The 23,432-nt window shown below is 46.1% G+C and carries 23 protein-coding genes and 1 pseudogene; 5 read left to right on the top strand and 19 right to left on the bottom strand.

Translation table 11 applies throughout. The features are described 5' to 3' along the window. Positions 1 to 31: 31 nt before the first annotated feature. From truA to B5G11_RS05415, 8 genes are all read right to left on the bottom strand, one after another. Entirely contained in the window at positions 32 to 781 is a 750-nt protein-coding gene (gene truA / locus B5G11_RS05450) for a tRNA pseudouridine(38-40) synthase TruA (protein ID WP_087252456.1), read from the bottom strand. Next, positions 778 to 1,341 (bottom strand): TetR/AcrR family transcriptional regulator, encoded by a 564-nt coding sequence (locus B5G11_RS05445; protein ID WP_087252455.1) that lies wholly within the window; start codon positions 1,339 to 1,341, stop codon positions 778 to 780. The genes truA and B5G11_RS05445 overlap by 4 nt, the downstream gene beginning before the upstream one ends. A 160-nt stretch (positions 1,342 to 1,501) precedes the next feature. Next, positions 1,502 to 1,957: a transcriptional regulator NrdR gene (gene nrdR / locus B5G11_RS05440; protein WP_087168175.1), complete on the bottom strand. Its 456-nt coding sequence runs from the start codon at positions 1,955 to 1,957 to the stop codon at positions 1,502 to 1,504. 76 nt (positions 1,958 to 2,033) lie between these two features. Next, positions 2,034 to 2,291: a YlmC/YmxH family sporulation protein gene (locus B5G11_RS05435; protein WP_087168100.1), complete on the bottom strand. Its 258-nt coding sequence runs from the start codon at positions 2,289 to 2,291 to the stop codon at positions 2,034 to 2,036. A 132-nt stretch (positions 2,292 to 2,423) separates the two neighbouring features. Beyond that, complete coding sequence (locus tag B5G11_RS05430; RefSeq protein WP_087252454.1) at positions 2,424 to 3,617, bottom strand: ABC transporter permease; 1,194 nt, start codon at positions 3,615 to 3,617, stop codon at positions 2,424 to 2,426. A 1-nt stretch (position 3,618) separates the two neighbouring features. Then, the gene (locus B5G11_RS05425; RefSeq protein WP_087252453.1) at positions 3,619 to 4,407 is read right to left on the bottom strand and encodes an ABC transporter ATP-binding protein; all 789 of its coding nucleotides are present in this window, start codon (positions 4,405 to 4,407) and stop codon (positions 3,619 to 3,621) included. A 294-nt stretch (positions 4,408 to 4,701) separates the two neighbouring features. Then, entirely contained in the window at positions 4,702 to 6,438 is a 1,737-nt protein-coding gene (locus B5G11_RS05420) for an ABC transporter ATP-binding protein (protein WP_087252452.1), read from the bottom strand. Further along, positions 6,431 to 8,188, bottom strand: a complete 1,758-nt coding sequence (locus B5G11_RS05415; RefSeq protein WP_087168104.1) for an ABC transporter ATP-binding protein — start codon at positions 8,186 to 8,188, stop codon at positions 6,431 to 6,433. The genes B5G11_RS05420 and B5G11_RS05415 overlap by 8 nt, the downstream gene beginning before the upstream one ends. A gap of 165 nt (positions 8,189 to 8,353) precedes the next feature. Here B5G11_RS05415 and B5G11_RS05410 point away from each other — a divergent pair, with 165 nt between their 5' ends. Further along, positions 8,354 to 8,902 carry a prolyl-tRNA synthetase associated domain-containing protein gene (locus tag B5G11_RS05410; RefSeq protein WP_087252451.1) on the top strand — a complete coding sequence of 183 codons (549 nt, stop codon included), beginning with the start codon at positions 8,354 to 8,356 and terminating at the stop codon, positions 8,900 to 8,902. Between the two features lie 54 nt (positions 8,903 to 8,956). After that, entirely contained in the window at positions 8,957 to 10,138 is a 1,182-nt protein-coding gene (locus B5G11_RS05405) for a metallophosphoesterase (RefSeq protein WP_087168106.1), read from the top strand. Positions 10,139 to 10,192: 54 nt separating this feature from the next. Here the strand turns inward: B5G11_RS05405 and B5G11_RS05400 are convergent, their stop codons facing one another. The 5 genes from B5G11_RS05400 to B5G11_RS05380 all read right to left on the bottom strand — a co-directional run bounded on the left by B5G11_RS05400 (position 10,193) and on the right by B5G11_RS05380 (position 13,892). Further along, the gene (locus tag B5G11_RS05400) at positions 10,193 to 11,311 is read right to left on the bottom strand and encodes an ABC transporter permease subunit (protein WP_087252450.1); all 1,119 of its coding nucleotides are present in this window, start codon (positions 11,309 to 11,311) and stop codon (positions 10,193 to 10,195) included. Continuing rightward, complete coding sequence (locus B5G11_RS05395; RefSeq protein ID WP_087252449.1) at positions 11,308 to 12,180, bottom strand: ABC transporter ATP-binding protein; 873 nt, start codon at positions 12,178 to 12,180, stop codon at positions 11,308 to 11,310. The genes B5G11_RS05400 and B5G11_RS05395 overlap by 4 nt, the downstream gene beginning before the upstream one ends. A 12-nt stretch (positions 12,181 to 12,192) precedes the next feature. Then, entirely contained in the window at positions 12,193 to 12,966 is a 774-nt protein-coding gene (locus tag B5G11_RS05390; RefSeq protein ID WP_087252448.1) for a hypothetical protein, read from the bottom strand. Continuing rightward, complete coding sequence (locus B5G11_RS05385; RefSeq protein ID WP_255396392.1) at positions 12,954 to 13,493, bottom strand: RNA polymerase sigma factor; 540 nt, start codon at positions 13,491 to 13,493, stop codon at positions 12,954 to 12,956. Before B5G11_RS05385 ends, B5G11_RS05390 begins: the two co-directional genes overlap by 13 nt. A 129-nt stretch (positions 13,494 to 13,622) precedes the next feature. Next, positions 13,623 to 13,892, bottom strand: a complete 270-nt coding sequence (locus tag B5G11_RS05380; RefSeq protein ID WP_255396394.1) for a UTRA domain-containing protein — start codon at positions 13,890 to 13,892, stop codon at positions 13,623 to 13,625. 78 nt (positions 13,893 to 13,970) lie between these two features. Between B5G11_RS05380 and B5G11_RS05375 the strand changes: the two are divergent. Beyond that, positions 13,971 to 14,959 (top strand): annotated as a pseudogene (locus B5G11_RS05375) (hypothetical protein). Between the two features lie 26 nt (positions 14,960 to 14,985). On the opposite strand, the gene B5G11_RS05370 reads toward B5G11_RS05375, so the two are convergent. The 4 genes from B5G11_RS05370 to nrdD all read right to left on the bottom strand — a co-directional run bounded on the left by B5G11_RS05370 (position 14,986) and on the right by nrdD (position 19,854). Next, a complete protein-coding gene (locus B5G11_RS05370) occupies positions 14,986 to 16,299 on the bottom strand; it encodes an MATE family efflux transporter (protein WP_087252445.1) in 1,314 nt (437 codons plus the stop codon). Further along, the gene (locus B5G11_RS05365; RefSeq protein ID WP_087168113.1) at positions 16,289 to 16,729 is read right to left on the bottom strand and encodes a MarR family transcriptional regulator; all 441 of its coding nucleotides are present in this window, start codon (positions 16,727 to 16,729) and stop codon (positions 16,289 to 16,291) included. The genes B5G11_RS05370 and B5G11_RS05365 overlap by 11 nt, the downstream gene beginning before the upstream one ends. A gap of 375 nt (positions 16,730 to 17,104) precedes the next feature. Beyond that, positions 17,105 to 17,698 carry an anaerobic ribonucleoside-triphosphate reductase activating protein gene (nrdG, locus tag B5G11_RS05360; RefSeq protein WP_087168114.1) on the bottom strand — a complete coding sequence of 198 codons (594 nt, stop codon included), beginning with the start codon at positions 17,696 to 17,698 and terminating at the stop codon, positions 17,105 to 17,107. Between the two features lie 29 nt (positions 17,699 to 17,727). After that, positions 17,728 to 19,854 (bottom strand): anaerobic ribonucleoside-triphosphate reductase, encoded by a 2,127-nt coding sequence (nrdD, locus tag B5G11_RS05355; protein ID WP_087252444.1) that lies wholly within the window; start codon positions 19,852 to 19,854, stop codon positions 17,728 to 17,730. A 280-nt stretch (positions 19,855 to 20,134) separates the two neighbouring features. Here nrdD and arcC point away from each other — a divergent pair, with 280 nt between their 5' ends. Beyond that, the gene (gene arcC, locus B5G11_RS05350) at positions 20,135 to 21,070 is read left to right on the top strand and encodes a carbamate kinase (protein ID WP_087252443.1); all 936 of its coding nucleotides are present in this window, start codon (positions 20,135 to 20,137) and stop codon (positions 21,068 to 21,070) included. Between the two features lie 90 nt (positions 21,071 to 21,160). Here the strand turns inward: arcC and B5G11_RS05345 are convergent, their stop codons facing one another. Both B5G11_RS05345 and B5G11_RS05340 read right to left on the bottom strand, forming a co-directional pair. Then, the gene (locus B5G11_RS05345) at positions 21,161 to 21,748 is read right to left on the bottom strand and encodes an adenylyltransferase/cytidyltransferase family protein (protein WP_087168117.1); all 588 of its coding nucleotides are present in this window, start codon (positions 21,746 to 21,748) and stop codon (positions 21,161 to 21,163) included. Between the two features lie 70 nt (positions 21,749 to 21,818). Continuing rightward, positions 21,819 to 22,067: a hypothetical protein gene (locus B5G11_RS05340; protein ID WP_087252442.1), complete on the bottom strand. Its 249-nt coding sequence runs from the start codon at positions 22,065 to 22,067 to the stop codon at positions 21,819 to 21,821. Positions 22,068 to 22,159: 92 nt separating this feature from the next. Between B5G11_RS05340 and B5G11_RS05335 the strand changes: the two genes are divergently transcribed. After that, positions 22,160 to 23,431, top strand: coding sequence for a sensor histidine kinase (locus B5G11_RS05335; protein WP_087252441.1), 1,272 nt, complete (start codon positions 22,160 to 22,162; stop codon positions 23,429 to 23,431). Position 23,432 lies beyond the last annotated feature (1 nt).

Genomic DNA, 23,432 nt, shown 5'->3' with positions numbered 1-23,432 from the left:
ATCCTGCCGTGCGGCATGAGCCTCCTTCCCATTATCTCTGTTCTTCCTGATAATAAACTTCTTTTAAAAACAGTCCCTGTGCCGGAGCCAGAAATCCGGCGCAGGCCCGGCTTTTCGCTTTCAGAATCTCCGGTATGTCCCTGGCACTCTTCTTTCCGCTTCCCACTTCCAGAAGAGTCCCGCTTAGAATCCGCACCATATGGTACATAAATCCGTTTCCCCGAAAGGACATACAAAGGGAGTCTCCTCTTTTTTCTATCTGGATCTCATCGATCCGCCTCGTGCAGCCCTTCTCATCTTTCCGGTCGGTAAAACTGGAAAAATCATGTCTTCCGAGCAGATATCCTGCGGCCCGTTCCATTTCCTCGATATCCAGTTCTTCCGGATAATGACACGTATACCTTCTGGAAAATACCTGCTGCTTTTCCCGCAAGTCTACATGATATTCGTAACATTTCCCTTTGGCGCTCCGGCGTCCGTGAAAGGTATTCGGGACCAGTTCCATGCTGCGGATCCGAATGTCCTCCGGAAGACCTGCATTGAGTTTTCTTAAGAATTCTCTTTCCTCCACTTTCCCTGAAAGCCTCAGGCTTGCCACCTGTCCTCTGGCGTGGACTCCGGCATCCGTTCTCCCGGATCCCTGGATTTTCACTTCATATCCGGTCAATTTGCAAATGGCATCTTCTATCACATTCTGGATCGTATTCTCTGCTCCCGGCTGCCGCTGCCATCCCTGGTAACGGGTACCGTCATAGGAGATTGTCAGTTTATATGTTCTCATATCCTTGACTCTCCTTTCAAGAACTTCTCCATCACATTTCTGAGAAGTGTCTGAATTTCCTCCTCAGAAAGTCTCATGTTCCCTCCATAAAGCTGCGTCGCAATTCCGTGGGCATAAAAACGGACATCCCGGTACAAGCCTTCGCTTTCTTGAATGGAAATTTTAAACTGTTCGGCTGTACACTCGATTGTCTCCCGGTTCCACGGAGAATCAATGACCTCCCGGACTGTACGAGACCCAAGAAGCGGATTTACGAAGAGAGCTCCAAAGAAATTCCGCTCTTTTCTGGCAAAATTGATATAGGCAAAACTGATCGTAAACAGATAGTCTGCCTTATCAATATATTGATTGATAAACTCAGTGTAGTACTCGTCGATTCTGAGCTTTACCTCCGCTTTCAGTTCATTCATATCCTGAAAAGACTGAAAAATCGGCATTGTGGAGCAGTTCAGCTGTTTCGCGAGATATCTGGCATTCAGACTTTCAATCCCTTCCTCGTGAATGATCTCAAATGCCTTCTGCAAAATCAGTTCCTTTGTAATTCTCTTTTTCGGCGGCATGAAAAGTTCCTCCCTTCTTTTTAATATCATACGTTATATAACATTAGTTATTATAAGGGTGTTTTCTTTTTTCGTCAAGTATTTTCCGTAATTTCTGTCATTGGATGTTGCTGCTCACACTCTTTCCATAACGCAAACAGGAGAATCCTTTCGGATCCTCCTATTTTTTATCCAGTATACTTTTCAATTCTTCCATGAACGTATTGACGTCCTTAAATTCACGATAAACAGATGCGAAGCGCACATAGGCAACCTCATCCAGATCTTTGAGTCTTCTCATAACAATCTCACCGATCACCTTGCTCGGAATCTCTTTTTCCTCGCGATTGAAAATCTCATTCTCGATCTGCTCAACCGTCTTTTCAATCACTTCAGCCGGAACCGGTCTTTTATAGCACGCCTGAAGAATGCCCTTTTCGATCTTTTCCCGGTCGTACTGCTCTCTGTTATTGTCCTTTTTAATGACAATCAGAGGGATTGTCTCTACTTTCTCGTAGGTCGTAAACCGCTTTCCACAGGAATCGCAGGAGCGTCGCCTGCGTATTGAAGATCCATCCTCAGCAGGGCGGGAATCAATCACTCTTGTATCCGGATTGCCGCAGTATGGACATTTCATCTCATGTACCATCCTTTCTCCAAAATCTGGTATCAGTATACCATTACCATTTTAGGCGGTCAACATATTCTCCGTTTTATCTGCACTCACACAAGAATTTTTCCTCGCAAATATCCACCAGAATGATATCCGGCCCCACTTTGCAGATACATTCAAATGGAATCACATATTCACTGTCATATCCAAACAGGCCTCCCAGTCTTCCAGGCCCCGGTACAACAATCGCCTGGACACAGCCTTTTTTCATATCCACCACCAGATCTGCCACACAGCCAAGGCGTCTGCAGTTCACTGTGTTGATGACCTCTTTTTCTCTCAGATCACAAAGCCTCATTTTATTTCCCTCCCGTTACCCGGAATCCTGCGGCGCAGAACGTCTATCGCCTTTTCGGACAAAAAAGACGCATACACCGGTCTTATCACCAGCATATGCGTCCATTCTTCTTTTGCTACATATCAAAATCTATTACAGATTCATTACTTTTTCGCTTTCAAATGCTTTTGCGATCACTGCCGTCAAAATGCCGCCAAGCACTAATGTCATAACAAGAGTCACACCGTACTGTGCCATCGTCACTTCCGATGTCAGAATCCCTTTTAAAGCGAGCGCAGTATTATAAAATGGTATCAGATAATCTTTCATTCCGGCCTCGCTTGTCGTGAACATGGTCATCATACCAATCACAAGAACCACCATGTATGCCGGCGTTATATAGGTGCTGGCCTCTTTCAGGTCTCTCGCAAACACAGAGATCAGAATGACAATCGCCGAGTAAAGGAACGAAATTGCCACCAGAAGTACACCGATCATGGCAATCTGTTCCGGTGTAATTTCAATATCCAGCCCGCTGTCTCCTCCCAGAATCTTCGGGAATGTCGCACCCATCACAACAATATAGATGACCGAAGATATTCCGGAAATTGTCATCAAGGCAAATACTTTTCCGAGTACGATGGATTTTCTTTTGACCGGAGTCACGAGAAGACTTGCCATCGTTCCCCTCTCTTTTTCCCCCGCAATCATGTCAGTTCCGATTCCCATTGCGCCTGCAAAAAGCAGGATCGTGATGAAATACGGAAGCATCATGCCGAGTGCTTTGCCGCTTGCCTTCTGGTCATCCTGGACAATCATATCTTTATTGTCGCTGTTGACAGTAAAGATCTGAAGCCCGTTCATATCTGCCACTCTCTGGGACAGCAAGGTCTGACGGTATGCTTCCAGCGTCTGATTGGAAATCAGTTCATAAGCACTTGAGGAGTAGTCCTCGGACGGATTGTAGTATGTCTTGATCTGCGGCACTTCATCTCCTGTCTGATATTCCTGAATTATGGAATCAAAATTTTCCGGGAATTCAATCAGGAGATCCGCATCTCCGTTCCGCAGAAGATCCATAACATTTTCTCTTTCACTGTCTGTTTTTATGGTATTGACCTCCATATTCAGATCAGCAGCTTCCAGAAATGCGCTGAAACTGTCCGGCTTATTGATCATGTATACAATCGACTTATGGCTCTGGATATCCTCTGCCTGACGTGTTGCAAGATTTCCCACAAGTGCCATAATTCCTACCATAATCAGGACCGGAAGCAGAAAAACAGAAAAAATCATCTTTTTATCTTTGAAAATACGTGCAAGTTCTTTTTTGTATATCGTTTTCATCTTACGCTTCCCCCTTTACACTTTTAAAGTATTCGAAGAAAGCATCTTCCAGATCGTGAGTACCTGTCTCCTCCAGAATTTCGGCAAGCGTTCCCTCTGCTCTCTTTTTCCCGTCAATAATAATCCCGATCCGGTCGCAGAGCTTTTCTGCCTCGGACATAATATGGGTAGAGATTATAACAAGCTTTCCTTCTTCTTTCAGTTTTCTCAGATAGTCAGTTACACTTCTCGCTGTGATGATATCAAGTCCGTTCGTCGGCTCGTCAAAAATCACCACTTCCGGATCATGAATCAAGCTGACTGCAATGGCCGCTTTCTGTTTCATACCCGTGGAAAGCTCTTTGATCTTTTTATGCGCAAAGTCATTAATTCCAAAATATGTAAATAACTCTTCTTTTCTCTTTTTAATCTGATCCGGTGCAATCCCTCTGAGTTCTCCGAAAAAATCAAACAGATAATCTACCGAGAACTGCGGATCCAGCTTAATATCGCTTGTCAGGAATCCAATACTCTTTCTGACTGCTTCTGAGTTCTTCTGTACCTCATTGCCATTTACATAAATCTCTCCCGACGACGGTTTGATAATCGTCGCAATACACCGGAGCGTCGTCGTTTTCCCCGCTCCGTTCGGACCGAGCAGCCCATAGATCTCCCCTGATTTTGCAGTCAGCGTCAGGTGATCCACCGCTGTCTTTTTCGGATTCTTTGTGTGAGATTCCTGCATCTGCTTTTTATTCAGCTTGTAAATCTTTGTCAGGTCATGAATCTCAATTTGAACACTCTCATTCATAGCCTTTTCCTCCATCTGTCATTCAATGTCATGAATTTTCTTGACTCTTTATCATAATTGCATCTCTTTTGCCTTCTGTCAAGTAAAATCTTATGACAATTTTACCCTCCCCCGATAATTTTTTGTCAAGTATTTTCATTCATTTTCTGGATTCTCCGGCTGATCAGCCCTGATTTTGTTCAGAAATGTGTTTGACCGCTGATTATAATTTTGCGGTCTATGAAATGATACTCCCAGTTTACAGAGATTCTGATCTTCTGTCAACCGGGAGTAATTGATTTGTTTTCACATATTTTATGCAAACTGACTTTCGTACAGCTGCTTATAAAATCCATTTTTCGCCAGCAGTTCTTCGTGTGTTCCCTGCTCAATGATATTTCCGTCTTTCATGACGAGGATCCGGTCCGCCGTGCGGATCGTGGATAAGCGGTGTGCCACGATGAAACTGGTTCGTCCATCCATAAGCTTCTCAAAAGCCTGCTGCACCCGGATCTCAGTCCGTGTATCGATGGAAGAGGTGGCCTCATCAAGAATCAGTACCGGAGGCAGTCTGAGCATGACTCTGGCAATACATAAAAGCTGTTTCTGTCCCTGTGAAAGATTGCCGCCTTCTTCAGAGATTACCGTATCGTATCCATCCGGCATTCTTGTGATAAATCCGTGGGCATGCGCTTCTTTCGCCGCATGAATGATCTCTTCTCTCGTTGCATCCGGATTTCCGTAGGCAATATTTTCTGCAATCGTCGCGGATTTCAGCCAGGTCTCCTGAAGTACCATTCCATAATTTTCTCTCAGGCTATCCCTTGTAATATGCCGGATATCCTCACCTTCCATACGGATAACCCCTGCATCTACATCATAGAAACGCATGAGAAGATTGATGAGAGTCGTCTTTCCGCATCCTGTCGGACCGACAATCGCAATCTTCTGCCCCGGCTTTACGTTCAGATTCAGATCTTTCAGAAGCGGTACTTCTTTCTTATAAGAAAAGCTTACGTGTTCCAGATCCAGGTTTCCTTTTGCATCTATCAGTACCACGGCGTCCTTATCATCTTTCGGCTCCGGTTCTTCTTCGATAAAATCAAACACCCTTTTTGCGCAGGCAAGTGCATTTTGGAGTTCCGTCACGACACCGGAAATCTCATTAAACGGTTTTGTATACTGATTCGCATAGGTCAGAAAGCAGGAAAGCTGTCCGACGCTGATGATCCCGGACATCGCGCTTAACGCCCCCGTGATTCCAACCCCCATATAGACAAGGTTATTGACAAACCGAGTACTCGGGTTCGTAATGGACGAAAAGAAAATCGCTTTCAGGCTGTAGGTTTTCAGTTTTCCATTGATTTCGTCAAACCGTTCGGAAGCGGTGCTTCCGTATCCGAATGCCTGTACTACTTTCTGATTTCCTACCATCTCGTTAACGAGCGATGTCATATCCGCCCTTGCTTCCGACTGTTTTTTAAACATCTGGTATGTCCGTTTTGCAATGAATCCCGCAACAAAGAAGGACAATGGTGTGAGCAGCACGACAACCAGAGTAATTTTCACATCAATGGTCAGCATGAAAATCAATGTCGTAACAATTGTTACTACTCCGGAGAAAAACTGGGTAAATCCCATCAAAAGTCCGTCCGAAAACTGCTCCACGTCTGTGATGATCCTGCTGATGGTATCTCCATTTGCATGGCTGTCCACATAAGAAAGGGGCAGTCTTTCCAGTTTTTTAAATGCTTTTAGCCGTACGTCTCTTACTACCCGGTAGGTAATCTGATTATTGCACAGATTCATCAGCCACTGTCCCACACCTGTAATCGCAATGATAACGGCAAGTTTTTTCAGAATATCAAGAATCCGGTCAAACAGTACCTGATCTTTTCCTAGAATAAAATCAATAGCATCACCAACCAGAATCGGTGCATACAGGGTCAGCACTCCTGTCAAGACTGCGAAAAGGAGCGATAAAATCACATAAAACGAATATGGTCTGATATAAAAAAGTACCTTTTTCCATGTACTGTCCTGCTTATGCATGCTGGCCCACCTCCTTTTCTGAAAGCTGAGAGAGACAGATTTCTCTGTAAACCTCGCATGATTTCATCAGTTCATCATGTGTGCCGATTCCGGCAATCTTTCCATCATCCATGACAATGATCCGGTCCGCCTGCATGACAGATGCCGCTCTTTGTGATACAACAAAGACCGTCATATCTTTCAGGCCTTTGACAGCTTTCCGAAGCCTGGCATCCGTTGCAAAATCCAGTGCAGATGCACTGTCATCCAGGATCAGGATCTGCGGCTTTCGTACAAGAGCACGGGCAATCGTCAGTCTCTGTTTCTGTCCGCCGGAAAGATTTTTTCCTCCCTCATTAATCAGTGTGTCCAGACCGTCCGGCTTTCCTTCCACAACCTCCAGTGCCTGGGCAGTGCGGATCGCTTCCATGATCTGCTCATCATCTGCATCTTCATTTCCAACTTTCATATTGTCACGGATCGTTCCGCGGAAAAGAACTGCCCTTTGCGGAACCATACCGATCTTCTTTCTTAGTTCTTCAATCTTATAATTACGGACATCCTCTCCGTCTACGGTCACACTTCCTTCCGCCACGTCATAAAAGCGCGGAATCATCTGTACAAGCGTAGACTTTCCGGAACCGGTTCCTCCGATTACCCCGATCATCTCTCCCTTTTTCACAGAGAAATCCAGACCGGTGACCGCATAGACCTTACTCTCCGGATAGGCAAATGACACCTGATGGAATGCTGCCGCTTCCCTTGTCTGCTCCTGCTCTGCCCCCTCTTTATCTGTCACTTTCTTAACTCCGTCTCCATCCTGAATGGACGGTTCCAGTGCAAATACTTCATTGATACGGTTGGCACAGGCAAGCGCTTTTGTAAAGCTGACAATCAGATTGGACAACGCCACCAGCGCAGTGAGAATCTGTGTCATGTAGTTTACAAGGGCGATGACCTCTCCCTGTGTAATGCCGCCCGCGTATGTTTCCCGGCCTCCAAACCAGACAATGGCTATGGTCGCCACGTTGACGATAATGTAGGTTGCCGGATTTAAAAGAGCCGAAATTTTTCCGACCAGCATCTGTGCTGCCAGAAATTTTGCATTCTCCGCCTTGAATTCATCCCGTTCTCTTCCCTGCATGCCAAAAGCCCGGATGACGCGGATTCCTTCCAGATTTTCTCTTGTAGAAAGTAAAATCCGGTCAAGCAGTTTCTGTACCTTCCGGTAAAGCGGAATCGATACCACCATGATCCCGTAGATCACCAGCGCCAGAAGCGGCACCGCAACTACAAAAATCAACGCAAGCTTCACACTGATGGTAAACGCCATAATCAGCGCACCGACAACGATAAACGGGGAACGAAGGAAGAGCCGCAGAACCAGATTGACCCCGGACTGCACCTGGTTGATATCACTCGTGATCCTTGTTACCAGAGTCGCGCTCCCTGCCCGGTCAATTTCCGCATAGGAAAGGCTCTGGATATGCCGGAACATATCATGTCGCAGGGCCGTTCCGAATCCGACGGATGCCTTTGCTGCAAAATACTGGGCTGTCAGCGAACATGCCAGTCCAAGTACCGCAAACAGAATCAAAATGCTCCCCATCCGCAGGATGTATCCTGTGTCCTGATTTCGGATTCCAATGTCTATCATGTTCGCCATAATGAGCGGCACCACCAGCTCAAAGCAGGCCTCCAGAAGCTTAAACAACGGACCGATGACACTCTCCTTTTTGTAATCATTCAGATACTTCAACAATTTTCTCATTTCTTTGATCTCCTATTCGATGCTTTCTTTATTATAAGGTCTTGGATCTGTCCCCGCAAGTATGAACACAGTTTTCTATGTATTCTCTTAATTCTTTTTGAACCTTCTTGTCTTTTTTTTCAATTCTTTTTATACTATAAGAAATCATTTTCAGGAGGTTTTACAATGAGTATTACTGTACATACAACCCATTTTACCGAACGGCCGGACTGCACCGGACGGCTTGAAAAGGAGCAGCGTGTCTATGATCTGCTGGAGCAGCTCCACATTTCCTTCGAAGGAGTTGACCACGATACTGCCAATACGATCGAAGACTGTGAGGCAGTTGAGGCGGAGCTTGGTGTGAAGATCTGTAAAAATCTGTTCCTGCGAAACCGTCAGAAGACGACTTTCTATCTTCTCATGATGCCGGGAGATAAGAAATTTGTAACAAAGGATCTTTCCGGACAGCTTGGAATCTCCCGTCTTTCCTTCGCGGAGCCGGAATTCATGGAGGAGTATCTGGACCTGACACCGGGATCTGCAAGTGTCCTTGGACTGATGAATGATCCGGATCGGGAAGTCAATCTTTTGATCGATGAGGATCTTCTCAAAGACGAATATATCGGATGTCACCCGTGTATCAACACCTCGACACTCAAAATCCGGACAGCCGATATTCTGAATGTTTTTCTGAAGCATACCGGACACCGCCCGACACTTGTGCGCCTTTAGCCACATGTTTCGCGATTATGAAAAGGGATTTTACAAAAGAATGGAGAAGTTTTTATGCTTGCAGTTTATTTAAGCCCCCTCTACCTTGCAGTCAATTTGTACCTTCTGCACCGGATCTTTACATGGCTTACCGATATCCATCCATTTTTTGAAAAACGCGCGGTGCGGATCGTACTTGGGATCTGCTACTTCTTTGTCGCGTTTTCTCCGGGGATCGGATTCCTTGTTCCTGCCGGAACAGCTCAGAGAATTCTAAAAGGGCTCGGTTACTACTGGATGGGCATCATGCTCTATACGGCTCTGATTGTCATTGCAGCCGACCTGATACGTCTCATTGTCAGAAAAGTACGAAAAAAAACATTTCACCGTCTCCGCCCTGCACTTGCCGGAACGATCTGCTTTTTTCTGATTGCCGCGATCAGCATTTATGGAATGTTCAATGCACGTTTCATCCGGATCACTCCGTATGAGGTGACGATTGATAAGAAGGCCGGGAATCTGGATTCTCTTAAGATCGCCCTTGTGGCAGATCTGCATCTCGGATACAGTGTCGGCACTTCCCAGATGCGTCAGATGGTTGACAAAATCAATGCCCAGAATCCGGATCTGGTTGTCATTGCAGGGGATATTTTTGACAACGAATATGAAGCGCTTGACAAGCCGGAAAAACTGGCTGAAATCCTTTCCGGACTTCAGAGTACTTACGGCACCTATGCCTGCTACGGAAACCACGATATTCAGGAGCCGATTCTGGCCGGATTTACCTTTCCTCAGGATGGTAAAAAAATGAGCGATCCTCAAATGGATGTTTTTCTTGAAAAAGCCGGGATCACCCTGCTTCGGGATGAGAGTGTTCTGATTGATGATGCCTTTTATCTTTATGGCAGACCGGATTATGAACGTCCCGGGCGCGGTATAACCAGCCGGAAAACACCGGAAGAGATTACACGGGATCTGAATACGAATAAGCCGGTTATCGTCATCGATCATGAACCGCGGGAACTGTCTGAGCTTTCGGATGCCGGTGTTGATCTGGATCTGTGCGGCCATACTCATGACGGCCAGATCTTTCCGGTCAATCTGATCACAAACCTTGTATGGGAAAATTCCTGTGGTTACCTTCAAAAAGGCTCCATGCATAATATTGTAACTTCCGGTGTGGGAGTCTTTGGTCCGAACATGCGGGTTGCTACCAAAAGCGAAATCTGTATGATTGATGTCCGTTTTCAGTCTTAACATTTTTTACAGGGAACGACGTTTCCTGTTAAAACAAAAAACATCAGGTGTCTCCTAGGAGCGCACCTGATGTTTTTGAAATCCGAAATAGGAACAGACTGCACAGACCGGCGTAAAGCAGACAGCAGCAATTATTCCCATCTGATAAACCTGTATCTTCGTTGTTCCGATCTCATAGGCCGGGAGATTGAAAATCTTGGCCGGAGACAGAAGATTAACCGGACACATTTCCAGAATGTGGTTAAGCCACGGAATATCCCATACGCCCCACAAAAACATTGGAAGCGCAAAAAACGCGAGAGTGACAAGAACGCTGACAAAAGAAGACGTTCCAAGCGCCGATGCCGCAAGCGCAAATCCGGTGATCATCAGAAGGCCTGCAAATCCCATAACCGCAAGAATCAGAACTGCTTTCCAGTAAGGCAGATCAAACGGTGCATTTCCGATCATTCCGGTTGCACAAAGATGCGCGTCCACAAAAAGTCCGTCCGTTCCAAAATAGCCAATCGTAAGCAGCGTCAAATACAGACTTGTCACTGCAAAGATCCCGGCAGAGCAGAGAAAAGACGCCAGGATCTTCGCTCTTGCGCACCGTGTTTTCCCAAAACGCGAGGACAAAATAAGCGAATCCATTCCCGATGTATATTCTTCCGCAAACACCGGAGAAATCATAACAATCAAAAGGAGCGGGGCCAGCAGAAGAAAGCTTGCCAGAAAGCTCAGCAGCATATCCATTCCATTTGTAAAACCGCCCAGCATCAGCCCGTCCTGGCCCGGATAGACCTGATCCGCCGGAAGGTGATTGTAGTTTCCATTTTCATCGGTAAAAACAGACGCCACAGCGCCGTAAAATCCGTTGGCGTACCGATAGTAGTCATCGCCTATCATCTGATTTTCATCCGTGTATTCTGCGAGAATTCTTGCATTCTCCGCCAGAATTTCCTGCACATCCGCATCAGAAAGCGTGTCGTATTTTTCCGCAAGTTTCTTTTCATACTGCACAGCTTCCGTTCCTTCCAGCACCTTCCCATCCGACGTCAGAATCGGTGTATAACGGTCCGGATGTCCTGCATACGCCATAAAAAGCAGGATAGCACTGTAAATAGCAAGCAGAATCAAAATAAACTTACGCTTCAGTATTTTCTGTATTTCCAGACTCACAATCGAAATCATTTTTCTTCCTCCCTCTGAAAATCATAAAGGTAAATATCTTCCAGTGACGGCGTCACTTCTTTCGCGCCATTAACCGGGCACGTCTCCGACACAATCCGAAGGAGACAGCCATTCTCCTCATTTTTCAGATTCCCTACCGTAAAGCGCCGTTCCATCTCTGCTGCCTCTTCAAACGGCACAAGGCACTCCCAGACTTTCCCTCGCAGATCCGCAAGCAATCTTCCCGGCTCTCCGTTTCGGATCAATTTTCCTTCTCTCATCACCAGTATCTCATCCGCAATATATTCGATATCCGACACAATATGAGTAGACAAAAGAACAATCTTATCCTTTGAAAAAGAACTGATCAGATTTCGGAAATGCACCCGTTCCTTTGGATCCAGCCCTGCTGTTGGCTCATCAAGAATCAGGATTTTCGGATTGTTCAGCATTGCCTGGGCAATTCCAAGCCTTCTCTTCATACCGCCGGAAAAGGTTTTGATCTTTTTATTTCGATCTCCCTCAAGGCTCGTCACGTCCAGCAGTTCTTCTATTCTCCGCTTTGCCGCATGTTTGTTCAGTCCTTTCAGAGCAGACATATAAAGCAAAAACTTCTGTGCGGTAAATTCCGGATAATAGCCGAAATTCTGCGGGAGATAGCCAAGAAAGCTCCGGTATTCTTCTTTCAGTTCCATGATTTCTTTTCCGTCAAGGGTAATCTCCCCGCCGCTCCGGTTCTGAATCAGGCAGATCAGACGCATCAAAGAAGTCTTGCCCGCTCCGTTTGCTCCAAGGAGACCATAGATCCCCTCCCGCAGCGTCATGTTTATGTCATCCACTGCTGTTTTTGTCCCATATCGTTTTGTCACATGCTGTAATTTCAGTTCCATGCCTTCTCCCTTCTAACCAATCTTTTCTTCCCACAACAGTTCACCGTTTTGTACTGACCGGAAAAATTTCATTCCATTTATAATCAGACTCCCAAAAAGAGCCGCCAGAATCAAAAGTAAAATCATCCCTGTCTGCTGTTTTTCCATCAGACGGTAAATATCTTCTTTCGCGCTCCACATACAGACAATGATCCCTGCTGCCATAATGTCGATTCCAATAATCCCGTACTCTGCCTGTCTGTTCCTGATTTTCCGAAGCAGAAAAAAGCTCAGAGAGCTGACTGTCAGAAACGGAAGACAGATCCACAGTTCAAAGTCCAGAAAGCTTCCGGTTTCCATCCGGGTTGCCGCTGCACCGAATGCAATCAGTATTCCGGATACCCCTCCGAGAATTACCATTTTAAACGCCATGATCTCGCCCAGGTTGTAAAAACATACCTGCTCCATCTCCCACATTCCTTCCGAAAAGCTCCTTGCCAGTTCCGGCACAAGAAGCGCTCCCAGAAGCGGAGTCAGAAGGGAGCATACCACAAGGGCATTCTCATATGGTACCTCAAACATCAGAAAGACCGCCGCCGCACAGAAAAAGAGCAACGCTCCCCATGTCCACCTGGAACAATATGCGGCCGTCTCACAAAGTCTCACAAGAATCGGACGGGACGGCAGAATTACATTCTGCCTTAACTCTTCTGCCATCTGCATCTTGCACGCTTCAAGTGCTTCCCTTTCCGGCTCCGGTTTTTTCTGTTGTCTCAGAAGCCTCTCTACTTCTTTTATCCGTTCCATCTGTATCCCTCCTCTTCCAGAATAGTTTTCAGATTTTTCAGTCCCTGGCGGATCCTGCTCTTCACGGTTGCTGTCTTTTCTCCCGTCACATAGGCAATCTCTCTTGCTTTCAGCCCATGGAAATACGAAAGATCCAGCACTTCTCTCTGTTCCGGCTTCAGACACTGCATTGCCTTTTGCAGCATCACCTGCTCTGATACCTGGTCGGCAAAGTCTTCCTCCCGGAGCCGTTCTTCGTAACCGTCCTCATATCCTAATTCAGCCTCCGCCTTTTTCCGGAAAAAATCAATGCAGACACTCCTTGCGATTCCAAATAAATACGCCCGGAATTTCTTCTGCTCCACATAGCGGTTCAGGTACCGGATGACACGTAGAAACGTTTCCTGCGCGCAGTCATATGCCGCGCTTTCCCGTCCTGTTCTGGAATAACAATATTGAAATATTTCCTGATAATATGCTTCAATCAACTCGTTCATCTGCTCCGGTTCCCCGGATTGAATACGCCGTATTCGTTCTCTGTCTGTCATGGTTATAGCCTCATTTTTATAAAACGTCTTACATATTGTATAACGAATCAGAAGAGAAAAAAGATTAAAAAAAGAAGAAAAATTTCTCCGCCTGACCGGCATCTGAAATTTTTCTTCTTCCATTTGTAGTTATAGTGTCATTTCAATAATCTTTTCTTTGGGATTGTGGTACATTTTGGCAATCGCAACCAGTTTTCCTACCATATCACGTATCGTACACTCTACCATAATAATCGGAGTTCCCATCTCCAGATTCAGAAGATTGCTGTATTCCGGCGGTACCATCATCGGAATAAACCTCTGTGTTACAGTACCTTCTTCTATATAACCGGTCATATCAAGCATTTCATCCAGATCTTTCATCTCCATCGTATGGACTCTGGCATACGGATAGTAGATTTCCTCTATATTGGAATGGTCTACAATATGGTCTAACCGCTTTCTATGATTTCAGAATTTTGGAGGTGTTCTTCTCTTATGAAAAAAGATTCCGTAAAAATCGTTACAATCGGAGGCGGCTCAAGCTATACTCCGGAGCTGGTTGAAGGATTTATTAAACGTTATGATACACTGCCGGTTCGCGAACTCTGGCTCGTGGATATTGAAGCAGGACGTGAGAAACTGGAAACTGTCGGTGCTCTCGCCAAACGTATGGTTGCAAAAGCCGGCGTTCCTATGAAAATCATTTTAAGCTATGACAGACGGGAAGCATTAAAGGATGCAGATTTTGTTACTACCCAGATGAGGATCGGACGTCTTCCGGCCCGGATTCTTGATGAGAGAATTCCGTTAAGCCACGGCATGATCGGGCAGGAGACAAACGGCGCAGGCGGCATGTTCAAGGCATTCCGTACTCTCCGTCATTTATTGAAGGTCTTGGAGCCATTCCGTGTCCGTACCACAACTACTACTTCTTTACCAAAGAGCAGCTGGAGGAAGAACTGGAGCAATTTAAGACCGGAACGGTCCGGGGCGAAGTCGTAAGTGAGACAGAAAAAGAGCTGTTCGAACTCTACAGCCATGAAGAACTTGCCGAAAAGCCGAAACAGCTTGAAATGCGCGGCGGCGCAAAATACTCCGATGCAGCATGCAACCTGATTCAGTCTATCTACAATGACACCGGAGATATCCAGTATGTCAACGTCAGAAACAACGGAGCAATCCTGGATCTCCCTGCTGATTCCGCAGTTGAAGTTGCATGCCGTATCACAGCGGACGGACCAAAACCGCTTGCAACCGGGAAACTGAAAGTTTCCATCAGCGGTTATGTGCATATGATTAAAGCGTTCGAACGCATGACGATTGAAGCCGCCGTAAAAGGTGACCGGAACCTTGCTGTTGCTGCCCTGAACTTAAATCCGCTCTGTCCGAGTGATGAACTCGCAAATATCGTTGTGGATGAACTTCTGGAGGCACACAAAGAATATCTTCCGCAGTTTTTCAAAAACCAGACATCTTTTCGATAAATACCTTTTCATCGAAACATGCCGCCTCAAAACATCTGAGGCGGCATGTTTCTTTGATCTTCATGCTGCTTCATCAGCAGCGCAAGACATGCGGACAGCACTCTTGCAAATACTGTGCTCCACCAGATCATGATCTGCCCTCCCAGCAGCGGCGGAAGAATCAGCATCAGTACAAGCATCAGCGCCGGCTCCATAAACGTCAGCACATAAGACATTCCCGTCTTTTCCGTTGCATAAAAATAAGCCGTGGTAATCCGGCTGACCGCCACAAACGGGACCGAAACAAGAAAGACCGGCATAATCTTCGCAATCTCCTGGTTTACTTCCCGGGAAGATCCAAACATATTTCCAACACTCCCCCTGACAGCAAACATGACCACACAGCCTGCCAGCGCCAGCAGCATGGCAAATCCGTAGGCGTATCTCCGCATCTTTTTCATCTTTTCCCTGTTTCCTTCTCCATAATAACGGCTGAACAATGGCTGGCTTCCGTCACCGACTCCCTGTAAAATCAGATAAATAATACAGATGATATAGGCGATACAGGCATACACTGCCACTGCTTCGTCCCCGCCATAATGGATGGAAAACCGGTTTATGATGATCAGAGAAATATTCGGCGTCATGGAAAGTCCGAACGGAGCAATCCCGATTTTCACTATGGCTGCGGCTGCAGACCCCGCACCTGAACGGGATATTTTTACCGTAAGCTTCTTCTTCCGGATCAGGTAGATCAGCGCAATCAGCATCGTCACGCCCTGACTTATGACGGTCGCAAGCGCCGCCCCTGTGATGCCTCCATTCCAAACCCATACAAGAAGATAATCCAGTACAATATTGCTTCCGAATCCTGCAACCATGGAAATCATCGCATAGAACGGTCCTCCATGATTGCGGATAAACGGTACCAGCCCCGTACCAAGCACCTGAAAAGCCGCTCCCAGTGCAATGACAGAAATATAGTCCTCACCAAGTCTTAACAGTTCCCCCTGCGCACCCAGAAGCCTGAGAAGCGGCGTTGTCAGCAGAAATGTCAGGGCCGTCAGAAGGATACTTCCCAGAATCAGCATCCAAAGCGCACAGGCACTGAACTCACGCGCACGTTTTTCTTTCTTTTCCGCCATATAGATCGAATAATACACCGCACCGCCCATGCCGATCCCTGTTCCGGCCGCCTGAATAACTGCCACGATCGGATAGGCCACATTAATGGCCGAAAGTCCCATATCACCGATACTGTTCCCGACAAAAAAGCCGTCCACGATAGAATAGACGCCGGACAGGGCAAAGGACAGTACCGCCGGAATGACATACTTGAGAAAAACTCTTCTATCGCTCATGTTTCCTGTCCTCCTTCAACTTCCTTTCAAACATGAGATTAAACAGCTCCATCGTCTCACTGATCTGCCGGATCCGTTCTATCCCGATTTTACGGTAAATCTCCTCCTCCGTATGAAGGAGCGGATCGATTTTCTCCCCGGCGTACCGTCTGCCGCTCTCTGTCAGATCCACCCATTTCTCTCTTCGATCCATCTCACTGGCTGTCAGCATCACCAGCTCCCTCTCTTTCAGATCATGGATCACAGTATTCACCGTCTGCTTCTGCAGCCCAAAATCCTCCCGGATCTGCTTCTGAGTCAGACGTCCCATGGTGTACAGGGAATACAGGACAATCATTTCCGGATAACCGATCCCCTCTCTGGCCGCCCACTGTACATAGAGCCCGTTCCCCTTGGCCCAGGCTGCGTAATACTGCGCATTGACATTCATAGCATTCCCTCCGTTCAAAACATTTATTTTTAATCATTCGTTTTTTATACCATAATAGTATGTCCACAGACTATTATAAGAGTAAAAAAAGAGGATGTCAAGAAACAATATCACATCTCACTTCCTGTCCTCGATCTTTGTCCTGTGTGTGCGTGGTAAGGTGATTTTACATCCGAACTGGTGAATCCGAAGTACTCATCATATCGGGGATCTGAAATCGTGTGTACCTTCAAATTGTTCAGTCCGGTAAAAATACTCTCTTTTGAAATACGCATCCTGATAGGATTTGTTTCCTACGCACTACAGGGGATGCTCCCCGGTTCTCCGTGAACCGTCCGGATGACATCCCCTGTTTTCTTTGTATTTTATCTTCTGTTATTTCCCGCTGACTTCCGGCGGAATTCCTACAGCATTCGGATTTTCCTTCACTTCCACATGAACATATTCCGGCTGTTCCCAGAGAACCACGCTGCCTTTCTCCATAGACTTCTTCACATCGATCAGGCGCTGGTTTGCGGAACCCCGGAACAAAAGATTGACCTGTTTTAACTCCTCCACAAATCTTCCATCCACAAGGACATCAATATAGCGGAGCATTTCTTTTGTCTCTTCCCATTTCGGGAGCATGTCCGCAAGAATCTCTTTGTCAAAGACATACCCGGAATAGCACCAGATGGAGATCCCCGGGAACTTTTCTCTGACCCGTTTTAAAAACGGTGCCAGAACCTTCTGATTTTCGTGCTCAAAAGGTTCCCCTCCAAGAAGGGTAAATCCGTGATAATAACTTTTTTCCAGCTCTTTCAAAATTTCGTCTTCTGTTTCTCCGGTAAAGGGATTTCCATAATGGAAATCCCACGCCTCCTCATTAAAGCAGCCTTTACACCGGTGCGTGCATCCGCTGACAAAAAGGGATACTCTTACACCGGGTCCGTTTGCCACATCCCATTTTTTTATATCTGCATAATACATACCGCAAATACTCCTTTACCGCCTGATTCTTACAGATGCATTACCCTGCTTTTAATCTCTTTTGTCTTTCCCGGATTCCAGAAATTTTCTCCCAGATATCCGCAGGTCCTTCTTGTGACATTCATCTTTGCCTGATCTTTATTGTGGCAGACCGGACATTCCCACTCATAATCATCATTGATCATGATTTCTCCATCGTATCCGCATTCCTGACAGTAGTCAGACTTCGTATTAAACTCTGCATACTGGATGTTGTCATAGATAAACTTCACAACTTCCGCCACCGCTTCCAGATTATTATTCAGGTTCGGAATCTCTACATAAGAAATACATCCTCCGGTGCTGATTGTCTGGAACTGGCTTTCAAATGTAAATTTGTCGAACGCATCGATCTTTTCACGTACATCCACATGATAGGAGTTCGTATAGTATCCTTTGTCGGTCACATCTGTGATGCTTCCGAATTTTTTCTTGTCAATCTCGGCAAAACGGTAGCACAGACTCTCTGCCGGTGTTCCGTAAAGTCCGAATCCAAGTCCTGTTGTCTCTTTCCATGTATCGGTCGCATTACGGAGTCTCTTCATCACCTTCAGAGCAAACTTCTGTCCTTCTTCTGTCGTCTGGCTTTCTCCTGTCACCAGTTTTGTCACTTCATAAAGTCCGATATATCCAAGGCTTAATGTAGAGTATCCTCCATGCAGATATTTGTCGATCTTTTCGCCTTTTTCCAGACGGGCGATCGCTCCGTACTGCCAGTGTACCGGGCTGACATCGGAACTTGTTCCTTCCAGCGCTTTATGACGGCACATCAGAGCCTCAAAGCAAAGGGAAAGCCTTTCATCGAGAATCTGCCAGAACTTCTCCTGGTCTCCTTCGGCCAGAATTCCGATCTGAGGAAGGTTAAGGCTGACAACGCCCTGATTGAAGCGTCCTTCCCATTTGTAATTTCCGTTCTCATCTTTCCACGGTGAGAGGAAGGAGCGGCATCCCATCGGTGAGAATACATTTCCTTCGTAGTTTTCTTTCATCTTCTTTGCGGAAATATAGTCCGGATACATTCTCTTGGCTGAGCATTTCACTGCCAGCCTTGTCAGATCATCATACTCGCCGCCGCTTAAATTGTTATCTTCATTCAGAACATAGACAAGCTTCGGGAATGCAGGTGTCACATAGACGCCGGATTCATTTTTGATTCCCTCGATTCTCTGGCGCAGAATCTCCTGAATAATCATGGCATTTTCCTTTGCGTACGGATGGGACTTATCCGGGTTCAGGAACAAGGTCACGAACGGAGACTGTCCGTTTGTTGTCATCAGGGTATTGATCTGATACTGTATCGTCTGTACACCGGATCTCAGCTCATCCTGAAGTCTGTCGTTGGCCAGCTGTTCCATCATTTCCTCGGAAATGATGCCTGTATATTTTTCTCTGTATTTTCTCATATATTTTTCATAGCTTCTGTGCAGATATTTTCCAAGATGGCGGATATCGACAGACTGTCCGCCATACTGGCTGCTCGCAACAGACGCGATAATCTGCGTCATAACAGTACATGCGACATGGAAGCTTTTTGGAGACTCAATCAGTTTGCCGTTCATAACTGTGCCATTGTCCAGCATATCGCCGATATTGACCAGACAGCAGTTGAAAATCGGCTGAAGGAAGTAATCCATATCATGGAAATGGATCACACCGTCCTCATGAGCCTTTACAATTTTCTCCGGAAGAAGCACCCTCTTTGTCAGGTCTTTGGACACTTCCCCTGCAATATAATCTCTCTGGGTGGATGCCAGCGTGGAATTCTTGTTTGAATTCTCTGTCTTTAATTCAGAATTCTCTCCGCGGATCAGCCGGAGGATGGAATCGTCCGTTGTATTGGACTTTCTCACCATGGCTCTTGTATAACGGTAAATGATATATTTCTTGGCCAGATGATATTTTTCCTCTTCCATCAGCTTCTGCTCAATGATATCCTGGATATCCTCCACAGCCATACTCTCCAGCTTTCTGTTTTCGATGGACGCAACAATGTCGTAAATTTTTTCTTCGGAAATCCGGTCCTCTTTCTCCACCTCATTATTCGCTTTCTGTATTGCATGGACGATTTTGTTTCTGTCGTACTCAGCTTCCCGTCCGTCTCTTTTTATCACTTTCATATCTTATACCTCGCTGTATCAGTAAATTTCTCAAAGCTGCCTTTTTCATCTTTTCAGCAACAATCCACATTATAGCAGAGTGCAACCGTTTTTTCTACCATATCTTGTGATTTTTCTATTATTCCACTATATATGGTATTTCATACAATTTTCTAACTATTTCTTTTTCCCTGTAAAATCAAGGTCTGCGGCCCCTTTGAAGGTTGCAATTTCCATGGAAAAATTATATAATTTCTGTATCACAGACACGAAACATCATAGAGAAATAGAGGTAATGCGTATGAAAAAGAAAGTGGTTGTAGCATTGGGACACCGGGCACTGGGAACGACTCTGCCGGAGCAACAGGTTGCGGTCAAGCAAACGGCAAAGTCCGTCGCGGATCTTGTACAGGACGGCTATCAGGTTGTCATCACACACAGCAATGCCCCTCAGCTTGGCATGATCCACACTGCCATGAACGAATTCGGCAAGAATCATCCGGACTATACACCGGCCCCGATGTCAGTCTGCTCTGCAATGACACAGGGATATATCGGTTTTGACCTTCAAAATGCCATCCGCGAGGAGCTTCTGACACGTGGAATCTACCGCACGGTCAGCACAGTACTGACCCAGGTAACGGTAGACCCGTACGATGAGGCGTTCTATACTCCTACCAAGGTACTCGGACGTTACATGTCCGCGGAAGATGCCGCCATTGAGCGTAAAAAAGGCAATTACGTTGTAGAGGAGCCTGGAAAAGGTTTCCGCCGTGTCGTATCTGCCCCGAATCCGGTAAAGATTGTAGAGATGGATGCGATCCGCACTCTCTCCGACGCAGATCAGGTAGTTATTGCCTGCGGCGGCGGCGGTATTCCGGTTCTGGAACAGGATCATCATCTGAAAGGTGCAAGTGCCGTAATTGAGAAGGACCTGACTGCCGGAAAGCTTGCGGAAGAACTCGGTGCCGATGCTCTGATCATTCTGACGAGCGTGGAAAAGGTATTTATCAACCGGGGAACTGACCAGGAAGAACAGCTTGGAGAAATTACGGTTTCCCAGGCAAAACAGTATATGGAAGAGGGACATTTCGGCATCTACAATATGCTTCCGAAATTCCGTGCTTCTGTCTCTTTCATCGAGAAGGGAGAAGGACGCCGTGCCTTTATCACCTGCCAGGAATCTCTCCGCGATGCTCTGAAAGGCCGCACCGGAACCGTGATCTGTCAGGATTAGAAAATTCATCACGTAATCACGGACGGTTTTGTCCGTAAACTGCAACAAGCCGGAAGGAATGCATTCTCTGCATTGCCCGTCCGGCTTGTACTATTTCGTTTTATTCTGTTTTTCTTCCGCTTCCCTGGCCAGGCGGATGATCCGTTCATCCAGATGATGTTCCGTAATATACCGATACACACTCTTTGGAACCAGATGTGCCCATGGCTTTCCTTCAATAATAAGATGCCTCACTTCCGTTCCGGTCGTTCCTTTTTCTTCAAGCGGGCGGTTCCATAGAACTTCCACCTGAAGTCCCAGTCCGGTCAGTGTCCGGTACTTGTCCTCGCCCCATCCGTCGCAGATACTCATATAGTACACTGCATCTTTCGGCGCATACTGGAAAATCAGCTCCGGCGTATTGATCGGGAACGGAACAATCTCAAACTCTTCCCGCGGAACGTGAAACTCCAGCATTGCCTCACGAATCATTTCGTACCGTTCAAAATACGTAAACGGATTATTCTCCGGTCTGGAACGGTTTGTATCATGAATATTGGTTCTGATAAAACCTGCATCCGGATTGGATATTCCGATAATCAGTCTGTCGCACTGCTTTTTTGCCGCAAGCAGATACTCCATATGTTTCAGATGCAGGCATTGAAACCTGCCGTGGATTACTCCTGTTTTCTCTGCCATCTTTCAAACTTCCTTTACGCTCATTTCACATCTTTTTTACTATATCACAGCTTTCCGAAAAGTAAAGCCTTTAGTTTGCTTTTTCGTTGATCCAGTCTGTAATCTGACACAGTCCTTCGTCATTTGCGGAAAACACTTTTCTTTCGATCTCTTCTTCCGGCGTCACATCATAACAGTACGGCTCCTTCCATACCGCCGCCTCCAGTGTATCGTCCTTTTTGTTCCAGGCGATCCGGAATCGAAGATCCGGTTTGGTACTTCCGTAATACACAGCTTTTTTATAATATGCGATTCCATACAAATCTTCCCGTTTTACCATGTTCTTTTCTCCCTTTTTATGATAGAATATTTTCATGCCAATCATTGATCCTGTCAATTATGACAGAATAACGAAACGGAGGAAAAGCATCAATGAAATCTCCGAAATATTTTGATCTTTTTCTGCACACCTTGTTTTACAGCCTGATCACGGTGGCGGCAGCACAGTTTTACATCAATATTTTTTCTCCTGAATTCAGCGTTTCACTGGGAATCGTCTTTCTGGCATCCTTTGCCATGCTTGCCCCGGATTTTCCGGTTCTCCCGGTGTCTGCTCTTTCAGGCGTCCTTGTACTGTTTTCACGGGCTTTTCTGGGCAGCTTCAGGGAATCATCTTTCAATATTTCCTTTTCTTTGGCAGTCCCGGAACTGTTTTTTTATCTTTTTTATGGTGTCCTTCTGACTGTCTATATCGTGAAAATCCGAAAATCCTCGGTCCTGATGGACACCGCCGCTTTGCTTTTCTGTGACTATGCGGCAAATTTCGGGGAACTGATGCTACGTCTTAATATTAATGCATTTTCCCTTTCTTCGCAATCCGGAATCTTGATGACCGCTATGTTCCGGACTGCTTTGATTCTGATTTTCATGACGGTGTTCCGCAGATACCATTTGGTACTTCTGAAAAAGGAGCAGCAGGACTACTACCGGAATCTTTCTCTGTTGACAGCCCGCCTTCAGGAGGAAGTCATCTGGATGGAGAAAAACACCTCCCTGGTAGAGTCGACCATGCATTCTGCATATCAGCTCTTTGAGCGTCTTCGTTCGGATTCAAGTACAAAGGATGCAGCCAAAGATGCCCTGATTATCGCGAATGATATTCATGAAATCAAGAAAGAATACTATCTGATCCTGCGTGGACTTTCCGATGCGCTGCAGACAGAAGATGGCCCTCTCCGCCTGGAATTCGGTGAACTGTTTTCCCTTCTGCGCAGCCCGGTTGAGCAGATTGCCTCAGCCGCTCACAAGACGCTTTCTTTTGAAGTGAAAGGGCGCTCCTCATTCCGCACCGGACATGTGTACGAATTGCTTTCTGTTTTTCGGAATCTTTTTACAAATGCGGTAGAAGCTTCGAAAAATGATCAGGTTTTTATTCAGGTTACACTAGAAGAAACAACAGACGAAATTCTCTGTACGGTCACAGATCATGGACAGGGAATCCCCCCGGATGCGCTCTCACAGATCTTTGACGCGGGGTTTTCCACAAAAATCAACTATGAGACCGGGGAAATCAGCCGCGGACTGGGCCTCAATATCGTAAAAGGGATTGTGGAAGAAAATCTTGGCGGACGCATCCATGCAGACTCCCGTCCGGGGAATACCTGTTTTTCCATCCGTCTGCCAAAAGAAACACTGGAGGGTTAAA

The sequence above is a fragment of the Drancourtella sp. An57 genome, assembly GCF_002161525.1.
GTDB lineage: Bacteria > Bacillota > Clostridia > Lachnospirales > Lachnospiraceae > Sellimonas > Sellimonas catena.
The sequence above is the reverse complement of the archived record's forward strand: the minus strand, read 5'-3'. Positions and strand labels throughout refer to the sequence as shown.